General features: G+C 40.7%; 25 protein-coding genes and 1 riboswitch. Of the genes, 23 read left to right on the top strand and 2 right to left on the bottom strand.

Annotated features, from left to right (window positions below):
- Nucleotide 1 precedes the first annotated feature (1 nt).
- The 7 genes from resB (at nucleotide 2) to MKZ03_RS10185 (ending at nucleotide 8002) form a co-directional block, all read left to right on the top strand.
- The gene (gene resB / locus MKZ03_RS10215; RefSeq protein ID WP_060596758.1) at nucleotides 2-1681 is read left to right on the top strand and encodes a cytochrome c biogenesis protein ResB; all 1680 of its coding nucleotides are present in this window, start codon (nucleotides 2-4) and stop codon (nucleotides 1679-1681) included.
- The gene (gene ccsB, locus MKZ03_RS10210) at nucleotides 1665-2843 is read left to right on the top strand and encodes a c-type cytochrome biogenesis protein CcsB (protein ID WP_034661119.1); all 1179 of its coding nucleotides are present in this window, start codon (nucleotides 1665-1667) and stop codon (nucleotides 2841-2843) included. Before resB ends, ccsB begins: the two co-directional genes overlap by 17 nt.
- Nucleotides 2844-2930: 87 nt before the next feature.
- Entirely contained in the window at nucleotides 2931-3653 is a 723-nt protein-coding gene (locus MKZ03_RS10205) for a response regulator transcription factor (RefSeq protein ID WP_003215596.1), read from the top strand.
- Nucleotides 3650-5431: an ATP-binding protein gene (locus tag MKZ03_RS10200; protein WP_034661118.1), complete on the top strand. Its 1782-nt coding sequence runs from the start codon at nucleotides 3650-3652 to the stop codon at nucleotides 5429-5431. The genes MKZ03_RS10205 and MKZ03_RS10200 overlap by 4 nt, the downstream gene beginning before the upstream one ends.
- 199 nt (nucleotides 5432-5630) lie before the next feature.
- Nucleotides 5631-6239 carry an RNA polymerase sigma factor SigX gene (gene sigX / locus MKZ03_RS10195; RefSeq protein ID WP_034318821.1) on the top strand — a complete coding sequence of 203 codons (609 nt, stop codon included), beginning with the start codon at nucleotides 5631-5633 and terminating at the stop codon, nucleotides 6237-6239.
- Nucleotides 6151-7254: a sigma X negative regulator gene (locus tag MKZ03_RS10190; RefSeq protein ID WP_334749578.1), complete on the top strand. Its 1104-nt coding sequence runs from the start codon at nucleotides 6151-6153 to the stop codon at nucleotides 7252-7254. The genes sigX and MKZ03_RS10190 overlap by 89 nt, the downstream gene beginning before the upstream one ends.
- 100 nt (nucleotides 7255-7354) lie before the next feature.
- On the top strand, nucleotides 7355-8002 hold the full coding sequence (locus MKZ03_RS10185; protein ID WP_106031049.1) for a M23 family metallopeptidase: 648 nt from the start codon (nucleotides 7355-7357) through the stop codon (nucleotides 8000-8002).
- Nucleotides 8003-8037: 35 nt separating this feature from the next.
- On the opposite strand, the gene serA is transcribed toward MKZ03_RS10185, so the two are convergent.
- On the bottom strand, nucleotides 8038-9612 hold the full coding sequence (serA, locus tag MKZ03_RS10180) for a phosphoglycerate dehydrogenase (RefSeq protein WP_095285345.1): 1575 nt from the start codon (nucleotides 9610-9612) through the stop codon (nucleotides 8038-8040).
- 287 nt (nucleotides 9613-9899) lie between these two features.
- Nucleotides 9900-10031: riboswitch (FMN riboswitch) on the top strand.
- A 144-nt stretch (nucleotides 10032-10175) separates the two neighbouring features.
- On the opposite strand from serA, the gene MKZ03_RS10175 reads away from it, so the two are divergent.
- Nucleotides 10176-10757 (top strand): ECF transporter S component, encoded by a 582-nt coding sequence (locus MKZ03_RS10175; RefSeq protein ID WP_106031050.1) that lies wholly within the window; start codon nucleotides 10176-10178, stop codon nucleotides 10755-10757.
- A 34-nt stretch (nucleotides 10758-10791) separates the two neighbouring features.
- Here MKZ03_RS10175 and MKZ03_RS10170 read toward each other — a convergent pair whose 3' ends face one another.
- Nucleotides 10792-11040: a ferredoxin gene (locus MKZ03_RS10170; protein ID WP_003215700.1), complete on the bottom strand. Its 249-nt coding sequence runs from the start codon at nucleotides 11038-11040 to the stop codon at nucleotides 10792-10794.
- A 266-nt stretch (nucleotides 11041-11306) separates the two neighbouring features.
- Between MKZ03_RS10170 and MKZ03_RS10165 the strand changes: the two genes are divergently transcribed.
- From MKZ03_RS10165 to cmk, 15 genes are all read left to right on the top strand, one after another.
- A complete protein-coding gene (locus MKZ03_RS10165; protein WP_340973223.1) occupies nucleotides 11307-12359 on the top strand; it encodes a helix-turn-helix domain-containing protein in 1053 nt (350 codons plus the stop codon).
- Entirely contained in the window at nucleotides 12352-13860 is a 1509-nt protein-coding gene (locus tag MKZ03_RS10160; protein WP_106031051.1) for a RecQ family ATP-dependent DNA helicase, read from the top strand. Before MKZ03_RS10165 ends, MKZ03_RS10160 begins: the two co-directional genes overlap by 8 nt.
- The gene (locus MKZ03_RS10155) at nucleotides 13857-14498 is read left to right on the top strand and encodes a CPBP family intramembrane glutamic endopeptidase (protein WP_307499847.1); all 642 of its coding nucleotides are present in this window, start codon (nucleotides 13857-13859) and stop codon (nucleotides 14496-14498) included. Before MKZ03_RS10160 ends, MKZ03_RS10155 begins: the two co-directional genes overlap by 4 nt.
- The gene (locus MKZ03_RS10150) at nucleotides 14443-15204 is read left to right on the top strand and encodes a LysM peptidoglycan-binding domain-containing protein (protein ID WP_341031729.1); all 762 of its coding nucleotides are present in this window, start codon (nucleotides 14443-14445) and stop codon (nucleotides 15202-15204) included. Before MKZ03_RS10155 ends, MKZ03_RS10150 begins: the two co-directional genes overlap by 56 nt.
- Nucleotides 15205-15268: 64 nt before the next feature.
- Nucleotides 15269-15721: a DUF2663 family protein gene (locus MKZ03_RS10145; protein WP_060596753.1), complete on the top strand. Its 453-nt coding sequence runs from the start codon at nucleotides 15269-15271 to the stop codon at nucleotides 15719-15721.
- 87 nt (nucleotides 15722-15808) lie between these two features.
- The gene (locus MKZ03_RS10140; RefSeq protein ID WP_106039278.1) at nucleotides 15809-16597 is read left to right on the top strand and encodes a metallophosphoesterase; all 789 of its coding nucleotides are present in this window, start codon (nucleotides 15809-15811) and stop codon (nucleotides 16595-16597) included.
- A gap of 164 nt (nucleotides 16598-16761) precedes the next feature.
- Nucleotides 16762-17343, top strand: a complete 582-nt coding sequence (locus MKZ03_RS10135) for a genetic competence negative regulator (RefSeq protein WP_034661102.1) — start codon at nucleotides 16762-16764, stop codon at nucleotides 17341-17343.
- Between the two features lie 195 nt (nucleotides 17344-17538).
- Nucleotides 17539-18813, top strand: a complete 1275-nt coding sequence (locus tag MKZ03_RS10130) for a Glu/Leu/Phe/Val family dehydrogenase (RefSeq protein WP_007500982.1) — start codon at nucleotides 17539-17541, stop codon at nucleotides 18811-18813.
- 123 nt (nucleotides 18814-18936) lie between these two features.
- Nucleotides 18937-19908, top strand: a complete 972-nt coding sequence (locus MKZ03_RS10125) for a YpdA family putative bacillithiol disulfide reductase (RefSeq protein WP_334749567.1) — start codon at nucleotides 18937-18939, stop codon at nucleotides 19906-19908.
- Nucleotides 19909-20063: 155 nt separating this feature from the next.
- The gene (gene prsW / locus MKZ03_RS10120) at nucleotides 20064-20720 is read left to right on the top strand and encodes a glutamic-type intramembrane protease PrsW (RefSeq protein WP_034661098.1); all 657 of its coding nucleotides are present in this window, start codon (nucleotides 20064-20066) and stop codon (nucleotides 20718-20720) included.
- 133 nt (nucleotides 20721-20853) lie between these two features.
- Nucleotides 20854-21774: a spore cortex-lytic enzyme gene (gene sleB, locus MKZ03_RS10115; RefSeq protein ID WP_034661097.1), complete on the top strand. Its 921-nt coding sequence runs from the start codon at nucleotides 20854-20856 to the stop codon at nucleotides 21772-21774.
- 16 nt (nucleotides 21775-21790) lie between these two features.
- Complete coding sequence (ypeB, locus tag MKZ03_RS10110; protein WP_106039213.1) at nucleotides 21791-23140, top strand: germination protein YpeB; 1350 nt, start codon at nucleotides 21791-21793, stop codon at nucleotides 23138-23140.
- A 101-nt stretch (nucleotides 23141-23241) separates the two neighbouring features.
- Complete coding sequence (locus tag MKZ03_RS10105) at nucleotides 23242-23889, top strand: flagellar brake protein (RefSeq protein WP_307499842.1); 648 nt, start codon at nucleotides 23242-23244, stop codon at nucleotides 23887-23889.
- Nucleotides 23890-23952: 63 nt separating this feature from the next.
- Complete coding sequence (locus MKZ03_RS10100) at nucleotides 23953-24135, top strand: YpfB family protein (protein WP_034661090.1); 183 nt, start codon at nucleotides 23953-23955, stop codon at nucleotides 24133-24135.
- A 71-nt stretch (nucleotides 24136-24206) separates the two neighbouring features.
- Entirely contained in the window at nucleotides 24207-24884 is a 678-nt protein-coding gene (gene cmk, locus MKZ03_RS10095; RefSeq protein ID WP_334749559.1) for a (d)CMP kinase, read from the top strand.
- The last annotated feature ends 218 nt before the right edge of the window (nucleotides 24885-25102 follow it).

Here is a 25102-nt window from a genome sequence, read left to right as displayed (position 1 = left end):
AATGAAAGAGGTAAAGTGCGAGTGTGGACATATTAATCCAATCGGTACTGTTTTATGTGAATCATGCGGGAATCCAATTGCAGCTATAGAGAAAAACTCTTCAAAGCTGCTTGATATGAGATATGACGGCAGTGCAAGACGCTCGCAAACATACAACAAAACGATTGTGGATAAAGTATGGAACTTTTTTTCTTCCGTTAAAGTGGGTGTGTGGCTGATTGTTATTACACTGCTTGCTTCCTCACTAGGAACCATTTTTCCGCAGGAGCGGTTTATTCCGCCAGGTGCATCTGCTTCCACCTATTATGAAGAGCAATATGGGTCGTTTGGTAAGCTGTATTACATACTTGGATTCCATGATCTTTATAATTCTTGGTGGTTTTTAGCTTTAGTCGCATCAATCGGAATCTCCCTTGTCATTTGCAGTCTCGACCGGGTCATTCCTCTTTATCGGGCACTTAAAAACCAAGGGGTTATCAAAAAAGAAGGCTTTATGAGAAGACAGCGTCTGTTCAGTGAGACAGACAAAACGTTAGATCAGCATACATATGAAGGCATCATAAGAGCAATGAAACAAAAGCGTTACCGCGTGCGAGAAGAAAACGGACATATTTTAGCTGAAAAAGGCCGCTTTTCACGCTGGGGGCCTTATGTCAATCACATTGGATTAATCATCTTTCTCATTGGATCGATGCTCCGGTTTGTCCCAGGCATGTACGTGGATGAAACGCTGTGGGTCAGAGAAGGTGAAACTGCTCCAATTCCAGGCACAGATGGTCAATATTTTTTGAAAAATAATGCGTTTTCAATTGACCGCTATGAAACTGGAAATGAAAAAGAAGTGTTTGAGAATGCGATTGAAAGAGCTGGCGACGGTCAAGTGGTGAAAAGTTATAAAACCGATGCCACTTTATACAAACGTGAAGGGGAAGTTGTTTTTGGTGAAAAGCCCAAGCTGAAGCAGGTAACAGAACACGATATCAAAGTGAACGAACCGCTCAAGTTTGATCATTTCTCATTATATCAAGTGGATTTTAAACAAAATGAACTCGATCAAATGGTCTTTCAGCTGATTCGTAAAGATACAGAAAAATCTTTCGGAACAGTGAAGATTAATCTGCTGGAGCCTAAGTCAGAATATGATCTTGGTAGCGGTTACAAAGTCAAAGTGATGAGCTATCTCCCTGATTTTTATTTTGACGATGATGGAACGCCGAGTACGAAAACAAGAAATCCAAATAATCCTGCTTTCGTGTTTGAAATGATTTCTCCTGAAAAGCCTAAAGGTGAAAAAAGCTTTGTGGCGATTCAAGAGACAGTAGAAGGCTCTGATAACAACATATATAAAATGAAGTTTGATCGAGTGGAAACGAAAAACGTCACGGGATTGACGGTTAGAAAAGATTTAACTCTCGGGGTGCTCATCGTAGGCGGGATTATCTTCATGATTGGTGTCGTGCAGGGGATGTATTGGCAGCATAGAAGAATTTGGCTGTCTGCAAAGGATGGAAAAGTATTTGTGGCAGGACACACAAACAAAAACTGGTTCGGCTTAAAGTCTGATCTCAACGTGTTACTAAGTGACAGTGGCATCAAACAGCCAGTTGATCAAAAAGAACTGCCTGATACAACAAGTATCAGCAAAAGCAAGGGGGAAGGATTAGATGGCAGCAGTCAGTGAAAACCTGTTATTTGCAGCTTTTCTATTGTATTTAGCGGCAGTTCCTTTTTTTGGTGGTGCCATTAAAGGAAAAAAGCAAGTTGATGGACCGCGCAGGAATAAGGCAGCACTTATCGGCATTACGCTCACCATCATCGGTTTTTTAAGCCAATTTGGCTATTTTATTTCAAGGTGGATGGCGTCTGGTCATGCACCAGTCAGTAATTTGTTTGAATTCACAACCGCTTTTGGCATGATGCTTGTGCTCGCATTCATCATTTTATATTTTGTGTATCAAGTGTCTGTACTTGGTTTATTTACACTTCCAATCGCTTTATTGATTATTGCCTATGCAAGTATGTTCCCATCTGATATATCACCGCTGATTCCTTCACTACAAAGTAATTGGCTTTATATTCACGTGACAACAGCAGCACTAGGGCAAGCCATTTTAGCGATCAGCTTTGTGGCAGGTGTCATCTTCTTATTAAAGCATGTCGATCAAACAAAGCCAGGGAAGAAGACATTTGGTTTAGAGCTCGTCATGTTTATGATTGTCGTCACACTTGCATTTATCGCTGTCACGTCCATCTTTAGAATGACAGGATACGAGGCGAAATTTAATTGGGTCGATAAAAATAAAGAGGAAAGTGTGATGGTCTATGAGCTGCCAGCTCTAGTTGGACCTCATAAAGGAGAGCTTGTGACGCAAGATCGTTTGGAACCATTTGTTGATTTGCCGCCTGTTTTTTCAGGAAGAAAGGTCAATACGGTGTTATGGTCATTCGGCACGGGGCTGATCTTGTATGGACTGATTCGGTTGATCATTCGCAAACGACTCAGCGCTCTGCTTCAACCGCTTGTGAAGCAGGTGAACCTAGATTTAGTCGATGAAATTGGATACAGGGCTGTTTCCATTGGTTTCCCTGTATTTGCGTTAGGCGGGCTGATTTTTGCAATGATCTGGGCGCAAATTGCCTGGACTCGGTTCTGGGGCTGGGACCCGAAGGAAGTATGGGCATTGATTACGTTTCTCTTTTATGCAGCCTACCTTCACCTTCGCTTATCCAGGGGCTGGCATGGCGAAAAGTCCGCTTGGCTAGCTGTCATCGGATTCGCCATCATTATGTTTAATCTCATCTTTGTCAATCTTGTGATTGCAGGGCTTCATTCTTACGCTTAATCACATGAAAAAGGCCAACTTTTTATGAATCGATTTGGCTTTTTGTTAAAATGAATGTAACAACGGAGAAAGCAGGAGGATTGTCTAATGGAACACACAACTCAAACGAAAATATTAGTCGTAGATGATGAGGCAAGAATTCGCCGCCTTTTAAAAATGTACTTAGAACGTGAAAATTATGAAATCGATGAAGCAGAAAATGGAGATGAGGCGATTCAAAAAGGACTCCAAACAGATTATGACCTCATTTTACTCGATTTAATGATGCCTGGGACAGATGGAATCGAAGTGTGTAATCAAATTCGAGACAAAAAAGCGACTCCAATCATTATGCTGACGGCAAAAGGAGAAGAAGCCAACCGCGTCCAAGGGTTTGAGGCAGGAACGGATGACTATATCGTAAAACCTTTTAGCCCGCGTGAAGTTGTTTTACGTGTAAAGGCATTGCTCAGAAGATCTTCTCAAACGTCTTATCTCAATACTGGGACAACAACAAAAGATGTACTTGTGTTTTCTCATCTTTCAATTGACCACGATGCGCATAGAGTGACGGCTGATGGCAAAGAAGTCAGTCTCACGCCGAAGGAATATGAGCTTTTATATTTCCTTGCGAAAACACCGGATAAGGTTTATGACAGAGAGAAGCTGTTAAAAGAAGTATGGCAGTATGAATTCTTTGGAGACTTGAGAACAGTCGATACCCACGTCAAACGACTTCGCGAAAAGCTGAATAAAGTGTCACCAGAAGCTGCGAAAAAAATCGTGACGGTATGGGGTGTCGGGTACAAATTTGAGGTCGGCGCTGAATGAAACTGTGGAAAAGTGTCGTTGGAAAGCTATGGTTAACCATTCTCTTCCTCGTCCTGATCGTTTTATCTATTTTAACCGTGCTTCTTTTAGAGTTCATTGAGAATTACCATGTAGAAGAAGCAAAGTCAGATTTAACGCAAATGGCAAACAAAGTAGCGGTCATTTTAGAAAGCCACGAGGATCAATCTCTCGCAAGGTCGATTACATCAGAGCTTGCTGACAAATTGACGAGTATTGCGATTATACAAGAGGACGGGCTAGAGTGGTATTCGTCTGAAAAAGACGGGAAGCTTCCTGCGATTACAAAGAAACAAATTGAAGCGGACAGTGATTTAAATCAAGCACTAAAAGATCGTAAAAAAATCAGTAAACGTGCAGAACCAAATGCAGGCAATCAGAAAGATGAACGAATTGTCGTCGGTGTACCATTTGAGGCAAACGGAAAAAAAGGCATGGTCTTTCTTTCTCAATCATTACTCGCTGTAGAACAAACAACGAAACATACGACGCGTTATATCTTCCTAGCAGCCGGAATTGCCATTATTCTGACCACTATCTTCGCTTTCTTCTTATCAACACGTGTCACCTATCCTCTCAGAAAGATGAGAGAGGGGGCACAGGATCTGGCGAAAGGGAAATTTGATACCAAGATTCCTATATTAACGCAAGACGAAATTGGAGAACTGGCCATCGCCTTTAATCAAATGGGCAAGCAGCTTAAATTCCATATCACAGCCTTAAATCAAGAAAAAGAACATTTGTCCAACATTTTAAGCAGTATGGCTGATGGTGTCATCACCATCAATATTGATGGAACGATTCTCATGACGAATCCTCCTGCAGAACGATTCTTGCAGGCGTGGTATTACGAGCAAAATATGAAGATCAAAGATGGAGATGAACTGCCGCCAGAAGCGAGAGAACTGTTTCATACAGCCGTCAGCACAGAAAAAGAGCAAATGATCGAAGTCACGCTGCAAGGACGTACTTGGGTTCTTCTCATGACCCCGCTTTATAATCAGCAGGATGTCAGGGGAGCAGTTGCGGTCCTTCGTGATATGACAGAGGAACGAAGACTTGATAAGCTGAGAAAAGACTTCATTGCCAATGTCAGTCATGAACTTCGTACTCCAATTGCCATGCTGCAAGGGTATAGTGAGGCGATTGTAGATGATATTGCAGGCTCAGAAGAGGAAAAGAAAGAGATTGCGCAAATTATCTACGACGAATCACTTCGAATGGGACGTCTTGTGAATGACCTTCTAGATCTAGCGAGAATGGAAGCGGGCCATATTACACTTAATCTTGAATCGACAGATACAGAAGAGCTGACCGAGAAGATTTACCGCAAGTTTCTCGGTATTGCGAAAGAAAAACAAGTTGATCTCACATATGACATTCAAGTGGATGAACCGCACTTTGTACTCGATCCGGATAAGATTGAGCAGGTGTTTACGAATCTCATTGATAACGCCATTCGTCATACACCAGAGGGCGGAGAGGTTCACTTCTCGGTTCAATCGGTGGAAAGCGGTCTGAAAATGGATGTAAAAGATTCGGGAAGCGGAATCCCGGAAGAGGATCTGCCATTTATTTTCGAACGTTTCTATAAAGCGGATAAGGCAAGAACAAGAGGGCGTTCTGGTACTGGGCTTGGTCTTGCGATTGTGAAGAACATCGTAGAGGCGCATCAAGGCTCCATTCATGCACATAGCAAAGCGGGTACAGGTACACACTTTACCTTTTATATTCCGAGAAAAAAGCAGGAACTCGTCTAATCCTGACGAAGAATCTTGTTACATGAGAAACACTTCTTTTCGAAAAAAAGAAGTGTTTTTTTATTTTCATATTTTTAAGGAGAAGTTAAACAAAAAGCCCTTCCCAAATTGTCGAACTTGTAATATATTTGTCATAAAGTTGTAATGTAACGTTTTGTAAGAGTCAATCGACAAAAATAAGTGAACGGAGGGGTTTCCTATGCATGAAACCTTTCAAAAAATATATGATTCGTACCATCAAGATTTGTACCAGTTTTTATTTTATATGGTTAAAGATAAAAATCAGGCAGAGGATCTCGTTCAGGAGGTTTACATCCGGGTACTTCACTCATATAAAACTTTTGAAGGAAGAAGCAGCGAGAAAACATGGCTGTTTTCAATTGCAAGGCATGTGGCGATTGATTGGTTTCGCAAACAGCAAACCATTAGACAACGGGTACTCGGCACGTTTGATTGGGATAAGCAGGATGTAAAGGACCCAGACTTGCTCCCAGACGAACTAGCTGTACAGGATGAAAATGTAAAAGAAATCTATGCCGCACTTGATCATTGCACAATTGATCAACGAGCTGTCATCATTTTAAGATTTATCCAGGGCTACTCAATCATGGAGACGGCAAAGGCGCTAAAGTTCTCGGAAAGCAAAGTCAAAACAACGCAGCACCGAGGCCTGAAAGTGCTCCGAAAACATATGGAGCTTTTGAAGGAGGAGCTAGTGAATGAAAACGAACAGGTCCGATTGGAGCGAAGAACGAATCAAGGTGTTACTAAGTCAGCTTCCAAAGGTGGAGGACAACCGTTCATCTAAGCAGATATACCAGCAGATGCTGATGGCAAGCGGGCAGAAAAAGAAAAGTGCCAAATGGATCGGTCCAGCGGTCGCAACCGTTGTGGTTTTATTTATGGCGTTTTTGATTTCTCCTCATTTATTTCAACCGGCTGCTCAAGATCATCATAAGCAAGTGGAAACAAGTGCTGACAAAAGTCAGGTGAACGCCACATTAGAGGCGGTCAAACAGACTGATGGGCCCTCACACGTTGTTTCTCGTAAGCAGCAGCAAAAGTATATGACCATTGCATACATAGATGAATCAACCTCTCAGGTAGTTCCAATTAGCATTGAAAAAGAGGATAAGTATGATCATTTGCAGGAAATGATGAACACATATGAGCAGGTGCAGCTGCCTGAAATGACAAAACCTCTTCAATCTTATATTGATATGGTAGATCTTCGAGAAAAAGGAGATACACTCATCTTTCAGTTAAAAAATGATTTGTCCCTCGATACGTTAAAAGAAGCCAACCGGTTTAAAGATATGGTAAAAGAAACGCTAAAATGGAGTAAGTATAAGCAGGTACAGGTCAAGACATCCAAAGGTTCTCAACTTCAATTAGGAGCAAATGGCCGCATTGGAACAATGTCGATTGAGAAACAAACAAAGCACGCTTATTATGTTTTAGACAACAAAAGCGGGACTTTTTTAGTGCCTTCAAAAACCCATTATCCTTCGTATGAAGATGCGGTAGAGGCCATGAAGCGGACAAGTGATGCCGGACTTGATCCATTAATTAAAGATGAATCGATTAAAGAAGTGACGACTAAAGGAAAACATGTGACTATCACGTTTGGAGCATCAGCGCAATTATCGGACTCAAATGATCATATTCTACTCATTGAAGGTCTGCTGCTCTCAGCGAAAGATTTTGGTTTTACAGAGGTCACCATTCAACAGGCGGGGGCAGATCAAGTTGGTCCATATGAATTAGAAGAACCCATAGAGGTGCCGGCTCTGCCGAATCCAGTTGTTATAAGAGACCGTTAAAGGACGCAAGAAATTGCGTTCTTTTTTGATGTATAGAAAATAGCTTCCTTGCTGTATACTAAGCTGTCATAAAAAGAACCTCAAAGAAGGGGAGTCACTGATGAAAAGGTATTGCTTCATATGTGCCAGCTGTTTTTTGCTGTTGATTTTTTCGCCTTTTGCTCATGCACAGAAAACAAGCGAATGGGTGGAGCCGATAAAAGGAGAAGTCACGGATTTGTTTGGGACAAGAGGTGGCTCGCACAAGGGATTAGATATAGCTGCGCCTGAAGGAGAATCCATATTTGCTGCAAGTGAAGGTGTGGTCTCGCGTTCGTATGTATCTGCTACATATGGAGAGGTTGTGTTTATCCAGCATCCAAATGGATATGAAACCGTCTATGCTCATTTACACGAGCGTTTTGTTAAAAAGGATGACCATGTAGAAGCAGGACAGCCGATCGGCATTATCGGCAACACAGGGGCTTCTAGAGGCACTCATTTGCATTTTGAGGTGCACAAGGGTAATTGGTCAGTCAGTAAAGAAGATGCGGTAGATCCACTCACAATCATTGCGATGGATCGTTTCCAAGAGCCGGCTCTTCATGTAAACGGGCATGAAAACAATACATATCTCATTAAACAAGGAGATACCCTTTGGTCGATTGCAAAGGCGCACGAGATGACTGTGGAACAATTGAAAAAAATCAATGAGCTTACTACTCATCTCATCCGAACGGGAGACCGTTTAATGATTTCAACAAAATAAACCTCATGCAAATGCATGAGGTTTAACATTATTTTTTATAGGTCGATCAGACGGACAGAAAGTATATCTTGCACTTCGGTTAATTCTTTGACAATTTCGTCCTCAAGATGTTTGTCGAAAGAAAGCATCATGATGGCTTCGCCGCCTTTTTCTTTACGTCCTACTTGCATTGTCGCAATGTTGACATCATGGTCGCCTAATATTTGTCCAACCTTTCCAATCACACCAGGGGCATCAGTATGCTGGATGTAGACAAGGTGTCCATCTGGATAAAAATCAATATTAAATCCATTAATGGAAACAACGCGTTCTCCTAAATGCGGGATGTAGGTTGCTTTTAGAGTAAAGGTTGAAAGGTCACCTTTGACTTCAATAGAAATGCTGTTTTCGTAACCAGATTCGCTGGAAGAAATTTTTTCACTAAAGCTAATGCCGCGTTCTTTTGCCACCATCCCAGCATTTACTTCATTTACAGTCGAATCGACGCGTTCTTTTAAAAAGCCTGACAGGAGACTTTTTGTAATAAAGGAGGTTTCGAGTTTTGAAATAGAGCCTTCGTAAGAGATGCTTACTTCTTTTACAGGCTCTCTCATTGATTGAGAGACAAGACGTCCGAGCTTTCCTGCAAACTGATGATAAGGCTGAATCTTTTTGAACTCGTCTTTTGTCATCGCTGGTAGATTAATAGATGACATGACAGGAAGTCCTTTTGCAAATTGAAGTACTTCTTCAGAAACTTGCGCCGCTACATTTAATTGTGCTTCCTTTGTCGATGCGCCAAGATGCGGAGTCGCAATGACGAGCGGATGGTCTACAAGCGGATTATCAGTAGGAGGTTCTACCTCAAATACATCGAGTGCAGCTCCTGCAACATGGCCGCTTTCAAGCGCTTCAAGAAGGTCACCCTCGTCAATAATACCGCCGCGCGCACAGTTCACTAGGCGAACGCCTTTTTTCGTTTTTGCAATTGTTTCTTTATTGAGAAGCCCTCTTGTTTCTTTTGTTAATGGGGTATGTACAGTGATAATATCTGATACTTCGAGTACTTCATCAAGTGATTTGGCATTGACACCAATTTTTTCTGCACGTTCCTTTGTGAGAAATGGGTCAAATACGTTGACTGTCATGCCAAATGCTCTTGCACGCTGAGCGATTTCGCTTCCGATTCTGCCAAGTCCAACAATCCCAAGAGATTTTCCATAAAGCTCAGCACCAACATATGCGCCTCTGTTCCATTCTTTTGATTTCACAGAAATATTGGCTTGTGGAATATGACGCATTAGCGAAGAGATCATGGCAAATGTATGCTCAGCTGTGGAGATCGTATTACCGTTTGGTGCATTGATGACAATGACGCCATGCTTGGTCGCTTCATCAATATCAATATTGTCTACTCCCACACCGGCACGGCCGACAATTTTTAATGAAGACATTTTTTCATAAAGCTCTTTGGTCACTTTCGTAGCACTTCTGACAAGTAAGGCATCAAATGTGTGTAATTCATCTTCTGCTTCAGTTACATTTTTTTGGACAATTTCAACAAAATCTGATTCTAAAAGTGGTAAAAGACCATCATTGCTCATCTTATCTGAGACTAATACTCGAAACATCGTAAGATTTCCTCCTAAAATAAACGTCATAAATATCTGATAATTTACCATATTCCTTTTCACTGTGTCAATCAAATTAAAGCAGTAAAGCGAAAAAGAAAACACGAACATTTATTGGTATCTTTATAAAGAATGGACACCTTTAAACAAAAGATAACCAATTTTTGCGCATTTGTCATTATAATTTTTAAGTTTTTTACGATTTCTTAAAACTGATGAAATTGCTCAGGATTTTTATCTGTACAAATGCTCATATATCATATATAATGATGTCGAATTGAATAATGATCAATCTTCGGGGCAGGGTGCAATTCCCTACCGGCGGTGATGAGCATAGTCTCTAAGCCCGCGAGCCTTTTTTGGCAGGATTCGGTGTGATTCCGAAGCCGACAGTATAGTCTGGATGGGAGAAGATGGAGGTTCGTAAACGTTGAAAACATGGTTTTTCACACGTTTATTTGTCTAGCCAAAATTCCCCGCTCCTGTTTTCATGAGCGGTTTTTTTGCGGCTGAAATTGAACAATCCTCTTTTCGAAAGATTTGATCGAAAAGGAGAGAGAATATTGAATCAAAGTAAAGTAAAACGTTTAGTCGTCACCAGTATGCTCAGCAGTATTTCGTTCGTGTTAATTTTATTGGATTTCCCTTTCCCAGGGCTTCCAGCGTATTTGAAAATTGATTTCAGTGATATACCAGCGATTATTGCGATTTTAATTTATGGGCCGGGTGCAGGAATTGCCGTTGAGGCATTAAAAAATGTTCTGCATTATCTCATTCAAGGCAGTATGTCTGGTGTTCCAGTTGGGCAAGTCGCGAACTTCATTGCAGGCACATTATTCATCTTACCAGTCGCCTTTATGTTCAAAAGAATTAAATCAGCAAAAGGGATGGCATGGTCAATGATCATCGGTACATTACTGATGACTGTGATGATGAGCATTTTAAATTACTTCTTATTTCTGCCAGCTTACACATGGTTTTTAAACGCACCTGAACTATCTGATCATGCGCTCAAGACGACCATTACAGCAGGGATCTTACCTTTTAACTTTATTAAAGGAATGATCATTACCATCGTGTTTAGCTTCATTTTTGTGAAAATGCGTCCATGGTTTGAAAATAAACGCCGACTTCAAAATAGTTAATATAAAAAAAGCCCCTGCATAAGGGGCTTTTATACTATTCATGCTTAAGTGGGTCACCCTCGAAAGATTCGTCCGCAACTTTGATTGAGTCAGTTGGACATCCTTCAAATGCATCAAGCATATCTTCTTCAAGTACTTCTGGAACTTCTACAGTCCCTTGGTTGTCGTCAAGCGTAACAAATGCAATGCCTTCATCATCATAATCATAAATGTCTGGAGCAGCTGCACCGCATGCGCCGCAAGCAATACATGTGTCTTTGTCTACAATTGTATATTTTGCCATGTTAAAAAATACCTCCCAGATAGTTCGATGGAACACATGGTTTAACCTTTTTAGTTTCACCGATAAAAAACAATTTCCTCAAACCTTATTGTAATGATTTTAAATTCACATTTCAACTGTAAAGTGATTGAGAATGCTTATCACATAAGGGTTTGTTCATAAATTTCCCCCATAAATTGAGTTTAAACATTTCTTCTTGTATGAAATCTGTTAAAATAAAGGGAGAAAATATTCGAATTTTGTCAGGAAGACAGGTGCTTTGATGAATGACTCTTCATTATTTGGATGTCATGTTAATGGACAGCGTATATAAATTGAACGGCGAACGCTCCATTAGTGCTGTCTACCATCTTTTTAAAGGAAAAAAATCATCACAAACCATACAGGATGCCAGCTTGTTTGAGCTTTCCAGGTACTTCGGCTGTTACCCGGGGTTTACGAGGGATCAGCTGAATCGTTCTGCTTTAAAGCTTGAAGAGAAGCACTACATTAGAAAAAACGATGAGACATTCAGCATCACTGAAGCAGGGCAGCGAATGCTAAACCAGCATTTTTCTGAAAAACCGATGCCCGCTTATTTTCATGGTGCCAAATATCACGATAAAGCAAAGATGCTATGGATGAGGCTCTCTTTACTTGTACAAGTGCTTTCTCACTATATGGCTGGATCGCATCAATATGTTCCAATACAAAGAGATGTCTCGGTTCAAAGCTGGACGAAATCTTTCTTGAAACAGCATCAGCAGAAAAGCAAGCTTTCAGAAGATCTGCATCATGAACTAGAAAAGCTCCTTGTTTGTTTAAGCGATCAAGAGGCACTGATTTTTGTTTATTCATTGACCTCAAATGAACGAATCGGGCGTACGTATCAGCAAATGGCGGAGTGGATGAAAGAAGATGTGTGGTATGTGTACCTGCTTTTTTGGAATGTACTCCATTATTTTATTCAATCTGCCCAAAAAGGTGAGGCACCGATTTTGCAGCAGCTCGTAGGTGACCTTGAATTCAAACGCGTGTTAACAACTTCTACCCATAAAACACTTGAGCTTGTCCAAAAAGGATTTGATATTGAACAGATTGCTCACATTCGTTCACTAAAAAAGGCAACGATCGAAGATCATATCGTGGAGCTGTCGATACATGAGCCAAGCTTTTCAATAGATCCGTATGTGAGTATAGAAGAGCAGCGGGCGATCCTTACTGTAGCCAGGGAGCTTCAAACAAATAAAATGAAGCTGATTAAAGAAAAACTCGAGCTTCCATTTACTTATTTTCAAATACGATTGGCACTGACAAGGATGGTGAAAGCAAATGGATAAGCTTCATCAGACGCTCATGCGATACTTTGGCCACGACACTTTTAAAGTGGGTCAAGAGGACATAATTCAAAGTGTACTGCATCAAAAAGATACGGTTGCCATGCTGCCTACTGGCGGAGGGAAGTCACTTTGCTATCAAATTCCTGGCTATATGACAGAAGGATTAGTTCTGATTATTTCGCCTCTTTTATCGCTTATGGAGGATCAAGTCGAACGAATGAAAATGCGCGGAGAAAAACGAGTGGCGGCGCTTAACAGCACATTGTCTTTTCAGGAGAGACGACATATCATTCGGCATTTGCCATCATATAAATTTTTATTCGTCGCACCTGAGGCATTAATGTCAGAAGTGCTGCTAGAACAGCTCAAGTCGATGCATATTGGTCTGTTTGTCGTCGATGAAGCGCATTGTATATCAGAATGGGGGCATGATTTCCGTCCTGAATATTCAAAGCTGGGAGAATGGAGAGAAGCGTTAGGTCATCCTGTGGCTTTAGCTCTTACAGCAACAGCAACGAAACAAACGCTAAAAGATACAGTGCAAACGCTAAGATTACAGCATCCAGAATTTCATATTCATTCCGTCAACCGCCCGAACATTGCCTTCGTCAAAGAAGCGCACGAATCGAAAGAAGCAAAAGAGAAACGGGCCATTGAGCTTGCGGACTTCCTGCAAGGACCAGGTCTTATTTATTGCCCGACCCGGCAAATGACAGAAGAGCTTGCACTCTGGATGAAACAAAAAACCAATCAGCGTGTTGAGTTTTATCATGGCGGAATGGATGCAGGAGACCGTATGCTCATTCAGCAGCAATTTATCAGCGGTCAGCTTGATCTCATTTGCTGCACGAGTGCTTTTGGCATGGGAATTGATAAAGCGGATATCCGATTTGTCATTCATATGAGCCCGCCGCAATCGATTGAAGCATTTATGCAAGAGATTGGAAGAGCGGGAAGGGATGGGAAAAACAGTGTGAGCATTCTTTTATATACAGAAGAGGATGCAGATATTCAGCAACACTTGATCCAAGCAGAAGGCTTTGACGATCCAGAAATTGATTTCTTCTTAGCCCAGCTCACACAAATGCAGACAAATGATGAAAAAAAATTACGTGAACGATTAATGGAAACAGGGCTTCAGGAGACCCGTGCAAGAATGCTGACGCATTATTACATGATGCATGAGTCCGAACAGCGCCCGGCAATCCTCATGAATCTAAAAGAAAAATTGCAGGACAGACAAACAGAAAAGCTGAGAAAAGTGTGGCAATTTAAAGAGCGGATCATGGGTCATGACTGCTTTAGACAATCTCTGTTATCATACTTTCACGAACAGCTTAATCAAACAGAGCACGCGTCCTCTGATTATTGCTGCTCTTCTTGCGGACTTGACCTGTCTGATTATGAAAAAAAAGATCAATCATTGGAGCTGAATGAAATGAAACACTGGAAGACTGTGCTGGATCGTATGTTTCATCTGACAAAAGAGGCGCAGCATTGATTGAACAACATCGTCGAATCATTGAAAAATTAACCGATCGACAAGTCGTAGAACAGCTGTATTTCACGCAGCTCCTCATGCTTATCGTTTCTTTTTTACTAGGCATATTTATGTTCGATCAATGGACGGATTTTACAGCCCTTTGGCAGATTCATGATATACGTATTCTGACATATGGAATTGGCGGTGCGTTGCTCGTCATTATTGTAGATGCAATTGTCATGAAGGTGTTTCCCGCTCATATGTATGATGATGGCGGTTTAAATGAAAAGATGTTCAAAAACCGAAGCATCCCGCATATTGTTTGGTTAGCACTCCTCATCGCCTTTTCAGAGGAAATACTATTTCGCGGAATCGTTCAACAGCAATTTGGGCTGGAGATTGCCAGCATCGTGTTTGCGCTTCTTCACTTTCGCTATTTATCAAAAATACTCTTGTTTATCCTCGTGGTTTCCATTAGTATTTTTTTAGGACTTTTATACGAGTGGACGGGGAATTTATTTGTTCCTGTCATGACTCATTTTGTCATTGACTTAGTCTTTGCTTGTCAAATTCGTTTGAAATATAAGGGGAGGGATGAACATGGAAGAAATGTCGAGAATGCAGAGAAAGAAGGAGCAGCTGACAAACAACCATGACGACGATGTAGAGGAAATTCTTGAAGAAAAAGTACATCCTTCTGATGACTCTCACTTTCCTACACGAGAAGACTTTCATGAATATAAGAAGCAGCGCACGAAAAAAGTGCGCAATCCTTTGTTTACGACATTGGCTATTATCTTTCCTATCATCGTCATCACTGTTTTCTTTCTATTGATCTATTACACATCAAAGGAAATCAACGATAATAACAATCAAGGTGTATACATCGATAAAACCTCAAGTGCTGACACAGACCCAGTTCCGTCAGCACTTGTCGAAACAAAAAATGACGCTAGCGATGATAAAGCGGATGCGTCTGATGAAGAGAAGAAAAAGAAAGATGAAGAAAAAGAAAAGCAGCGATCAAAAGAAAAAGCAGAGAAGAAGAAAAAAGAAAAAGCCGCTAAAGAGAAAGAAGAGCGTGAAAAAGCCGCAGCTGCGAAAAAGCGTGAACAGCAGCAGCTCGCACTGCAAAAACAACAAGAAGAGAAAAAACGAAAAGAAGCCGAAGAGAAAAAGAAGCAGGAAGAAAAGCCGGTTCGTGTCGTACAGCACACTGTGGGCCCAGAGGAAAACCTGTATCGAATCTCGATGAAATATTACAAAAACCGATCGGGTGAAGAGAAAATTAAAGCCTATAATCATTTAAATGGGAACAGTGTATACAGTGGTCAAGTACTCAACATTCCATTGGAAAACTAATTACCTGACATGATCGAATGAAAAAGCACATACATATGTAGAAAAAAGGGACAGGGTGTATGTGATGACATTGCACGTAATCAGCCGCTATATGGATCAGCCGACACAGAAAATGATGGAAACGTTGATCAAAAGAAAGCACAAATATGAGGGCTTTGCTAAGCAGTGCAAAAGATGGCAATGGACAGCCCTATTGTCGCTGGCGATTCTTTTGTTTTATTTTGTAATAACGGCAAATAAGGGAGGCTCTCTTCAGCCGGAAGCGATGATTGCAACACTGCTTGGTCATGAGATCTTTCTATTTTGGATAATGGCTGAGGTGTTTGCTTTTTACGCATCTTATTACTATAAGAAAAAAGAGGAAAAGGCTGAGGATGAATATCATCGGCTTAGATGTGAGATTATACAAAAAAGCACAGACTTATGGCCGCAATCAGACCAGTGGAAAGAGCGTGAAGCGGTTTTTCACTATATGCAGAAGCAATATGACATTAATCTCTATTATGAAAGTAAATAAATGTGTAAAAAGACGTTTTAATAGTTGAAACGTCTTTTTTCATTCAAGCGTCTTATGAACGAAACAAATGCAAGGGAGCCATTTATGATGAAATATGCCATCGGATTTACTGCCGCCATTGCGGCTGTTACAACAGGTGTGTGTGTAACGGCAAAAATGGTGAAAACGGCAAAACAAAACAACATCAAAAAGCATTACTTTACAATAGAGGCACTTCAATCAGATCGACCAGCAGTGATTTTCTTTATTTCTGATACACACCGGCGTCTTATTAGTGACTCATTATTAGCAGAAGTCACACAAGAAGAACCAGATGTCATTATGGTAGGCGGGGACTTAGCAGAAAAAGGTGTACCCTACGCCAGGATTGAAGAAAATGTGAAACGTTTATCAAGAATTGCGCCCGTTTATTTTGTTTGGGGAAATAATGATCATGAGCTGCACCAGCAAAAGTTTAAAGAGATACTTCATGCATATGATGTCACGACTCTGCAAAATGAAACGGCTGTGTGGGATTTCGAAGGCCAGCCAATCAAAGTTGGAGGTATCGATGATATTCGGCTTGAAAAGGCGGATTATGAAGCGATACGGCCTGAGTTTGTGAAAGATGAGGTGAATATTCTCTTATCACACAACCCAGATGTACATCATTTGATGAGTGATGAAGAGGGAATCGACCTTGTTCTGAGCGGTCATACGCATGGAGGTCAGATCCGAATCGGGAAATTTGGTCCGTATGAAAAAGGAAGAACAGGTCAGGTCAAAGGCGCGTTTTTTCTCATTAGTAATGGCTATGGAACAACAAAGATTCCAATGCGTCTCGGGGCAGAACCAGAAACCCATCTGATCTATTTAATGCCTGTAAAAACGCGATGACTGGCTGCACCCTCAATATTTTCCATAAAAGTCACCGTAAGCATAGCTTCATGCTTGTCTTCCGTCTTGACACAGTGTAAACTGAATACAAAATTAAGAACCTATGACTCATCATCTCATATACTACAGTATGATGTGTGTTAGAAGAGGCAGGAGGGAACGTTATGCGACTGGAGCGTCTGAATTATAATAAAATCAAAATTTTTCTCACACTAGATGACCTGACAGACCGGGGTCTTACGAAAGAAGACCTTTGGAAAGATTCGTTCAAAGTCCATCAGCTGTTTAAAGACATGATGAACGAGGCGAATCAGGAGCTCGGTTTTGAAGCGAGTGGACCGATTGCTGTTGAAGTATTTTCTCTTCAGGCGCAGGGGATGGTCGTCATTGTCACAAAGAGTCAGCAGGAAGATGCTGATGATGATGAGTTTGATGAAGATTACATTGAGATGCAAGTCAAGCTCGACGAGAGTAATCATGTGCTCTATCAATTTGCCTCGTTTGAAGATGTGATTCAACTGTCCCATAGTTTAAGTCGTATTGGACTTTTAGGGGGTACAGTTTACCATTATGAAGGTCAATATTTTCTCAGCCTAGATGATTTTGAAGAACTGTCTGCTGATACAGTCATTTCCATTTTAGCGGAGTTTGGTTCTCCTACGACATTAACGATTCATCGGCTAAAAGAATATGGAAAAGTGATCATGCAAGATGATGCAGTGAAAACGATTCAAATGTATTTTTAATCACTTTTTTCTATTATATTTAATACTGTTGTGATGAAACAACAGTATTTTTTATATCCTTTTTTATATTTATAAACACTGATATTTTATTTTGATAAAAAACGTTTTTTACCTTTGCTTTACCAGTACGAAGGTGTATACTATTGCTTGAAAGGGAGCAGTAGATCATGAAAGATTTCTAGGGGGTTTATTTTAATGGCAGCCGATCAAAACGCCGCTCATAACGCAGAAGATAAGCTAGATGTTTTAAAGTCAACTCAAACCGTCATACATAAAGCGCTAGACAAATTAGGGTATCCGCAAGAAGTGTATGAATTGCTGAAGGAGCCAATTCGTCTATTAACGGTCAAAATTCCAGTACGGATGGATGATGGATCAGTGAAAATTTTCACTGGTTACCGCGCACAGCACAATGATGCTGTCGGACCGACAAAAGGCGGCATTCGTTTCCACCCAAACGTTACTGAAAAAGAAGTAAAAGCGCTTTCAATTTGGATGAGTTTAAAATGTGGTATTGTGGATCTTCCTTATGGCGGAGGAAAAGGCGGTATTATCTGTGATCCAAGAGAAATGTCATTTAGAGAGCTTGAAAAACTAAGCCGCGGCTATGTTCGCGCAATCAGTCAAATCGTTGGTCCAACAAAAGATGTACCAGCACCAGATGTGTTTACAAACTCTCAAATTATGGCATGGATGATGGACGAATATTCTAGAATTGATGAATTTAACTCGCCAGGATTTATTACAGGAAAACCAATTGTTCTTGGAGGGTCACACGGACGTGATACTGCAACAGCAAAAGGTGTGACGATCTGCATCAAAGAAGCGGCGAAGAAAAAAGGAATTGACATCAACGGGGCTCGTGTTGTCGTACAGGGATTCGGAAATGCAGGAAGCTACTTGGCTAAATTCATGTATGATGCCGGAGCAAAAATCGTAGGGATTTCAGATGCTTATGGCGGATTATACGATGAAGATGGTCTTGATATTGACTACTTGCTAGACCGGCGTGACAGCTTTGGAACCGTGACTAAATTATTTAACGATACCATTACAAACCAAGAGCTGCTTGAGCTTGATTGTGATATCTTAGTACCTGCAGCCATTGAGAACCAAATCACTGAAGATAACGCGGCAAACATTAAAGCCAAAATTGTCGTAGAAGCAGCAAATGGTCCAACGACACTTGAAGGAACAAAAATTCTTTCAGATCGTGGAGTACTGCTTGTCCCAGACGTACTTGCGAGTGCGGGTGGTGTAACGGTTTCTTACTTTGAATGGGTGCAGAATAACCAAGGGTTCTACTGGACTGAAGAGGAAGTCGAAACTCGTTTAGAAGATATGATGGTGAAATCATTTAATAATATTTATGAAATGGCGCAAAACCGCCGCATCGATATGCGTCTTGCTGCATATATGGTCGGCGTACGTAAAATGGCTGAAGCTTCTCGATTCAGAGGCTGGATTTAAGCGGCTTATTTGCATCGCGCCCAAAAATCTCCTATCCTTAAATAGGAGATTTTTTTATGGAATAAAACAAATCATCAAACAGCTAGCAATTGTTATTGTATTGAAACGACAGGAGTGGAACAAATGAAACAAGAAAAAGCGATCATAATAGGAGGCGGCCCGTGCGGGCTATCAGCGGCCATCGCATTCCAGCAAATCGGTATTGATGCACTTGTCATTGAAAAGGGGAATGTCGTTAACAGTATTTATCATTACCCAACACATCAAACCTTTTTCAGTACAAGTGAAAAGCTTGAGATTGGTGATGTCGCTTTTATTACTGAAAATCGCAAGCCCGTTCGTATCCAGGCGCTTTCTTATTACCGAGAAGTAGTCAAACGAAAAAGCCTGCGTGTGCATGCCTTTGAAAAAGTAACCGCTGTGACGAAAAAAGATGGCTGTTTTACCGTGAGCACATCAAAAGACGACTATTCATGTGATTATGTCGTGATTGCTACTGGGTACTATGATCATCCAAACTATATGAACGTAAAAGGAGAAGACCTTCCTCATGTGTATCATTATTTTAAAGAAGGACACCCTTACTTTGATAAAGATGTGACGGTGATCGGCGGGAAAAACTCAAGTGTCGATGCAGCGCTAGAACTTGTGAAATGCGGAAGCAGAGTCACTGTGCTGTATCGAGGAACTGAATATTCGTCTAGCATCAAACCTTGGATTTTACCAGAGTTTGAAGCGCTTGTGCGGAATGGAACCATCCGAATGGAGTTTGGAGCGCAGGTGAAGGAAATCACAGAAGAAGAGGTGATTTTTACAAACCAGCAAGATCAAACGGAGCGAGTGAAAAGTGATTATGTTTTTGCCATGACAGGCTATCATCCAGATCATTCTTTCTTAGAAAAAATGGGTGTGACAATTGATCAAGAATCAGGCCGTCCAGCATTTGATGAACAGACGATGGAGACAAACGTAGAAGGTATTTTCATTGCAGGAGTCATTGCAGCTGGAAATAATGCCAATGAAATTTTCATTGAAAATGGAAGGTTTCATGGGGGGCTTATTGCAGAAGAAATCAACAAAAGAATGAACGGATAAAAAAAGAACTGGATCCTTACAAGGGATTCGGTTCTTTTTGATATAAAATGGGATTATATAGAAGAATATTTTCATAAAAATGGGCTCGAGTCATATAAAAAAAGGGTAAATCATGGTACGATAATGAAGGATAATGTAGGGAAAGAGGTCTGGTTATGATCGCAATCATCTCAGCAGGTTTAGCTCCCGGCATCGCACTTTTAAGTTATTTTTATTTGAAAGATCAGTACGACAATGAGCCGGTTCACATGGTCATCAGATCTTTTATGCTAGGTGTCATACTTGTGTTTCCAACCATGTTTATTCAATATGTCCTTCAAGAGGAAAATATCGCAACGAACCCTATCTTGATTTCATTTGTGACGTCGGGCTTTTTAGAGGAATCATTAAAATGGTTTATTTTAATGGTCAGCGTCTATGCGCATGCCCAGTTTGACGAACACTATGATGGGATTGTGTATGGAACAAGTGTCTCACTTGGTTTTGCAACATTAGAAAATATTCTTTACTTGGTCGGGCATGGGGTTGAATATGCGTTCACCCGTGCTTTATTACCCGTCTCAAGTCACGCTTTATTCGGTGTTGTGATGGGGTTTTATATCGGGAAAGCCCGTTTCTCTGCAAAAAAAGAGCAAGTGAAATGGTTGATCCTATCTTTAACGCTCCCAGTACTTTTTCACGGCTTATATGATTTTATTCTTCTTGGCATGAGAAATTGGGGATATATTATGCTGCCATTCATGATTTTTTTATGGTGGTTTGGCCTGCGGAAAGCAAAAAAGGCCCGTTCAGTGAAAATGGTGCAAATTTAATGTGGAAAACGTCCTATCAGTTGATAGGGCGTTTTTTTTGTCTTTTCATCCAATTCACTCCTGTGATGAATGTATAAAAATAGGGATCGGAAGAAATATATATTCAAACATCAAAAGTACAGGAGGATCAAATATGGACAAAGCTCGTTTCATGAAACAAATCGTCCTTATCTTCTCAATTGTTCTACTCGCAACTTCACTGATGTCAGCTGAAAAAAGTGAAGCCTTCACCAGTCAAGTCATCCAGCGAGGTGCAACAGGAGAAGATGTAGTCGAGCTGCAAGCACGGCTCCAATATAATGGCTTTTACAATGGCAAAATTGATGGTGTATATGGCTGGGGGACGTACTGGGCCGTTCGCAACTTTCAAAGCCAATATGGTGTAAAGAAGGTCGATGGACTTGTAGGTAAACAAACAAAAAGCCTATTAGTTCAAAAGACAAAATACTATAAAGACTTTGTTCAGCAGCAGCTGCAAAAGGGGAATGAGTTTACCCATTATGGCGGGAAACCTCTTGATCAGCAAACAAAAGCTTCTGCGAAAAGAAGCTCACAAAAAAAGACAGCTCAAGGGGCAAAAGAGAATCAAAAAAGTCAAAGCGGAGGAAGCGGGACATCTGGAAAGACTGGGAATCAGTCAGGCAATCAGCAAGCAAACCAAACACCGAAACAAACGGCAGCCAACATGCCAGGTGGTTTTTCTAGTAATGATATTCAGCTCTTATCACAAGCTGTTTATAGCGAAGCAAGAGGCGAGCCGTATGAAGGTCAGGTGGCGATCGCTGCCGTTATCTTAAATCGATTGAACAACCCGACTTTTCCAAATACGATCGCAGGTGTTATTTTTGAACCGCTTGCATTTACAGCTGTGGCGGATGGTCAATTTTATATGTCGCCAAATGACACTGCTAAAAAGGCTGTGTTTGATGCCATTAACGGCTGGGACCCATCTGAGAGCGCCGTCTATTACTTTAATCCTGATACAGCAACAAGTCCATGGATTTGGGGAAGACCACAAATTAAACGAATCGGGAAACATATTTTCTGCGAATAAAAAGAGGTGTAAATAAATGATCAGAGGAATATTGATTGCCATTTTAGGAATTGCTGTCATCTCAACAGGTTATTGGGGCTATAAAGAGCATCAAGAAAAAGACGCAGTGCTGCTGCACGCAGAGAACAACTATCAAAGGGCTTTTCACGATTTAACGTACCAAGTGGATCAGTTGCACGACAAACTTGGGGCAACGCTTGCGATGAACAGCCAAACGTCGATTTCACCAGCACTTGCAGATGTATGGAGAATGTCATCAGAAGCACATAACAATGTGAGTCAGCTTCCGCTCACATTAATGCCTTTTAACAAAACGGAAGAATTTTTGGCGAATGTCGGAGACTTTAGCTACAAATCATCAGTCAAATCCTTATCAGATGAACCATTAAACAAAAATACGCACAAAACCATTACGTCTTTATATCATCAAGCGGCTGATATCCAAAACGAACTGAGACAAGTACAGCACCTTGTCCTTAATAAAAATTTAAAATGGATGGATGTTGAAATGGCGCTTGCTGATGGCGACCGAAAGAATGATAACACCATCATTGACGGGTTGAAAACAGTCGAGAGAAATGCAGATGCATTTGCGGATGTCAATCTCGGTCCGACAAATGTGTCGACAGAATCAGAAACACATGGCTACAATCATTTAAAAGGGAAAAAGATCTCAAAGAAAGAAGCGATACGCATTGCCCAGCAATTCGCACCTGATCATAATCAACATTTTAAGGTCAGAAAAAGCGGAAGCAAAACCAATCGAGATGTGTACAGCTTATCGATGTCAGATCCTGATAGTAAAGCGAATTTCTATTTAGACTTGACTGAAAAAGGAGGGCACCCAGTCTACCTTCTTCAAAATCGAGACGTAAAAAAACAGAAAATCAGTTTAAATGATGCATCAGAAAAAGCACTCAGCTTCTTAAAGAAGCAAGGATTTGATGCAGAGTCGTTCCATTTAGATGAAAGCGCGCAATTTGATAATATCGGTGTATTTACCTATGTACCTCTTCAAAAAAATGTACTGCTTTATCCAGATAGTATACGCATGAAGGTCGCATTAGATGATGGTGAGGTGGTTGGATTTTCAGCGAAAGACTATTTAACGAATCATAAAACAAGAGACATAAAAGCACCTAAAATCTCACAAAAAGAAGCGAAGAAAACATTGAATCAGCATGTAAAAATCGAAGATTCTCATGTAGCGATTGTTCAAAATGATATGTCAGAGGAAGTTTTGTGCTATGAGTTCCTCGGAACTATTAAGAACGATACGTACCGAATGTTCATTAATGCGGATACTGGAAAAGAAGAACGAGTAGATAAACTAAAAAACGCAGAACCTATATATAAAGACCTATAGAAAAGGAAGTGAGGAAAGGCGACTAAGCCTTTTCCTTTTGTTTTATACATGGTTTAATATAGGAGAGGATATGATTTCACAGATGAAAAGAGTGATGAGGAATGTTACAAATAGGGGATGCAATCACAATTGAATACGTCAATGAGAACAAAGAAGTGAAAACTGCAAAATCGAAAGTTTTGGAAAATAATAACGATGATATTTGCATTAATTATCCAGCTGATAAAGAAACGGGCCGCACGATCTATTTAAACCAGCAAACAGAAATCACCGTTTTCTTTTTCGATGAAAATCAAATTCCATACAAATGTACAAGCGAAGTCATCGGAAAGAGGAAAGAAGATATTCCGATGATTGTCATTTCCATTCCGCCAAAAGAAGAAATGATTCGGCTTCAGCGCAGAGAATACCTGAGAGTCGATACAATGGTCAAAGCGACGATCACGCAAACGGATGAAGAAGCCTTTGACACGTTTATTGTCAATATGAGTGCTGGCGGCTTAGCAATTGCTGTTCCCGAAGGTGTCTCATTGAAAGAATACGGAGAAGTGGTCACAGAGTTTGAACTTCCGCTGAAAGAGCCTGTGAAAATTAAAGCGGTTGCAGAGATGAATCGAGTATATCAAGATGAGCAGACTGGCAAAACAAGAGCGATCATGGAGTTTTCTGAGATTACAAATGACCACCAGCAGCACATTATGAAGTACTGCTTCCAGCAGCAGCTTTTAACACGGGTAAAAAAAGCATAAGAATAAAGGATGTTAAAAGCTTCCATACTAGAGGTGAAAGAATCTAGCGTGGAGGCTTTTTGTATGAAGACAATGGAAAGATGGTTATTGAAAGCGGTGCTCATTCAGCTTGTCTTATTATTAGCCGTTCAGATCACACTTCATTTGACAAAAGGAGAACTCTTTTTGTCAAAAGTCGTGCAATACGAGGGTGTAAATAACATGAGCATTGAAGATTGGATCGAAACGTTTAAGCAGAAGGATTGATAGAAAATTCCCCCGTTTGAGCGGTGATCGTGTTACAATTCATAAGGGAGATTCAATCAAGGAGAGGTATTATGAAAAAGAAATTATCTATCGCAATTGACGGTCCTGCTGCAGCAGGAAAAAGCACTGTGGCAAAAATTGTCGCAGCAAAAAAATCATATATTTATATCGATACAGGTGCCATGTACCGCGCGATTACACTTGCGGCACTTAATCATGGTATAGACCTTGAGGACGAAACAGCACTTGATGCATTACTAAAAAAAACTGTGATTGATCTGGTCTCAACGGACGAGGGTCAAAAAGTTCATCTAGACAATACCGATGTCACAGAGGATATTCGCACAGACCGCGTGAGCAACCAAGTATCGGTTGTCGCAAAGCACAGAGCTGTTCGGGAAGAAATGGTCCGCAGGCAGCAAGAGCTTGGTCAAAAAGGCGGTGTCGTTATGGACGGAAGAGACATAGGTACGCACGTTCTTCCAGATGCCGAAGTGAAAATTTTCTTGCTTGCATCAGTAGAAGAAAGAGCAAAACGCCGTTTTGAAGAGAATCAGAAAAAAGGCTACGATGTCAATTACGATCAGCTGATTGAAGAGATTGCAAGACGTGACAAACTTGATTCTGAGCGCGAAGTTTCGCCACTTAAGAAAGCGGATGACGCCATTGAAATTGACACAACTTCTCTTTCCATTCAAGAGGTAGCAGGTAAAATTTTAGATGCAGCAGACCGCGTGGAGAAACAGTAAGAAATTTTAGAAAACTTTAATAAGTTAGAGGTTTATCTCTTGACAAACAAGGTCTTTTATTAGAAGTTTATACTAATACTATTTTTATTGATCATTCAAGCAATTATGTTGATTTGAATGTTTCTTTAATACATATTCGGCTGGTAATCATCATGCTTAAGACACATATTCGCCCAGTCGTTTTAACTAAGCTGTGTAGGTTTGGACCAAGGAGGTTA

The sequence above is a fragment of the Bacillus sp. FSL R5-0431 genome, from assembly GCF_038002985.1.
In the GTDB taxonomy this organism is placed as follows: Bacteria; Bacillota; Bacilli; order Bacillales; family Bacillaceae; genus Bacillus.
Note: the sequence above shows the minus strand (reverse complement) of the source record. Positions and strands in the feature narration are given on the sequence as shown.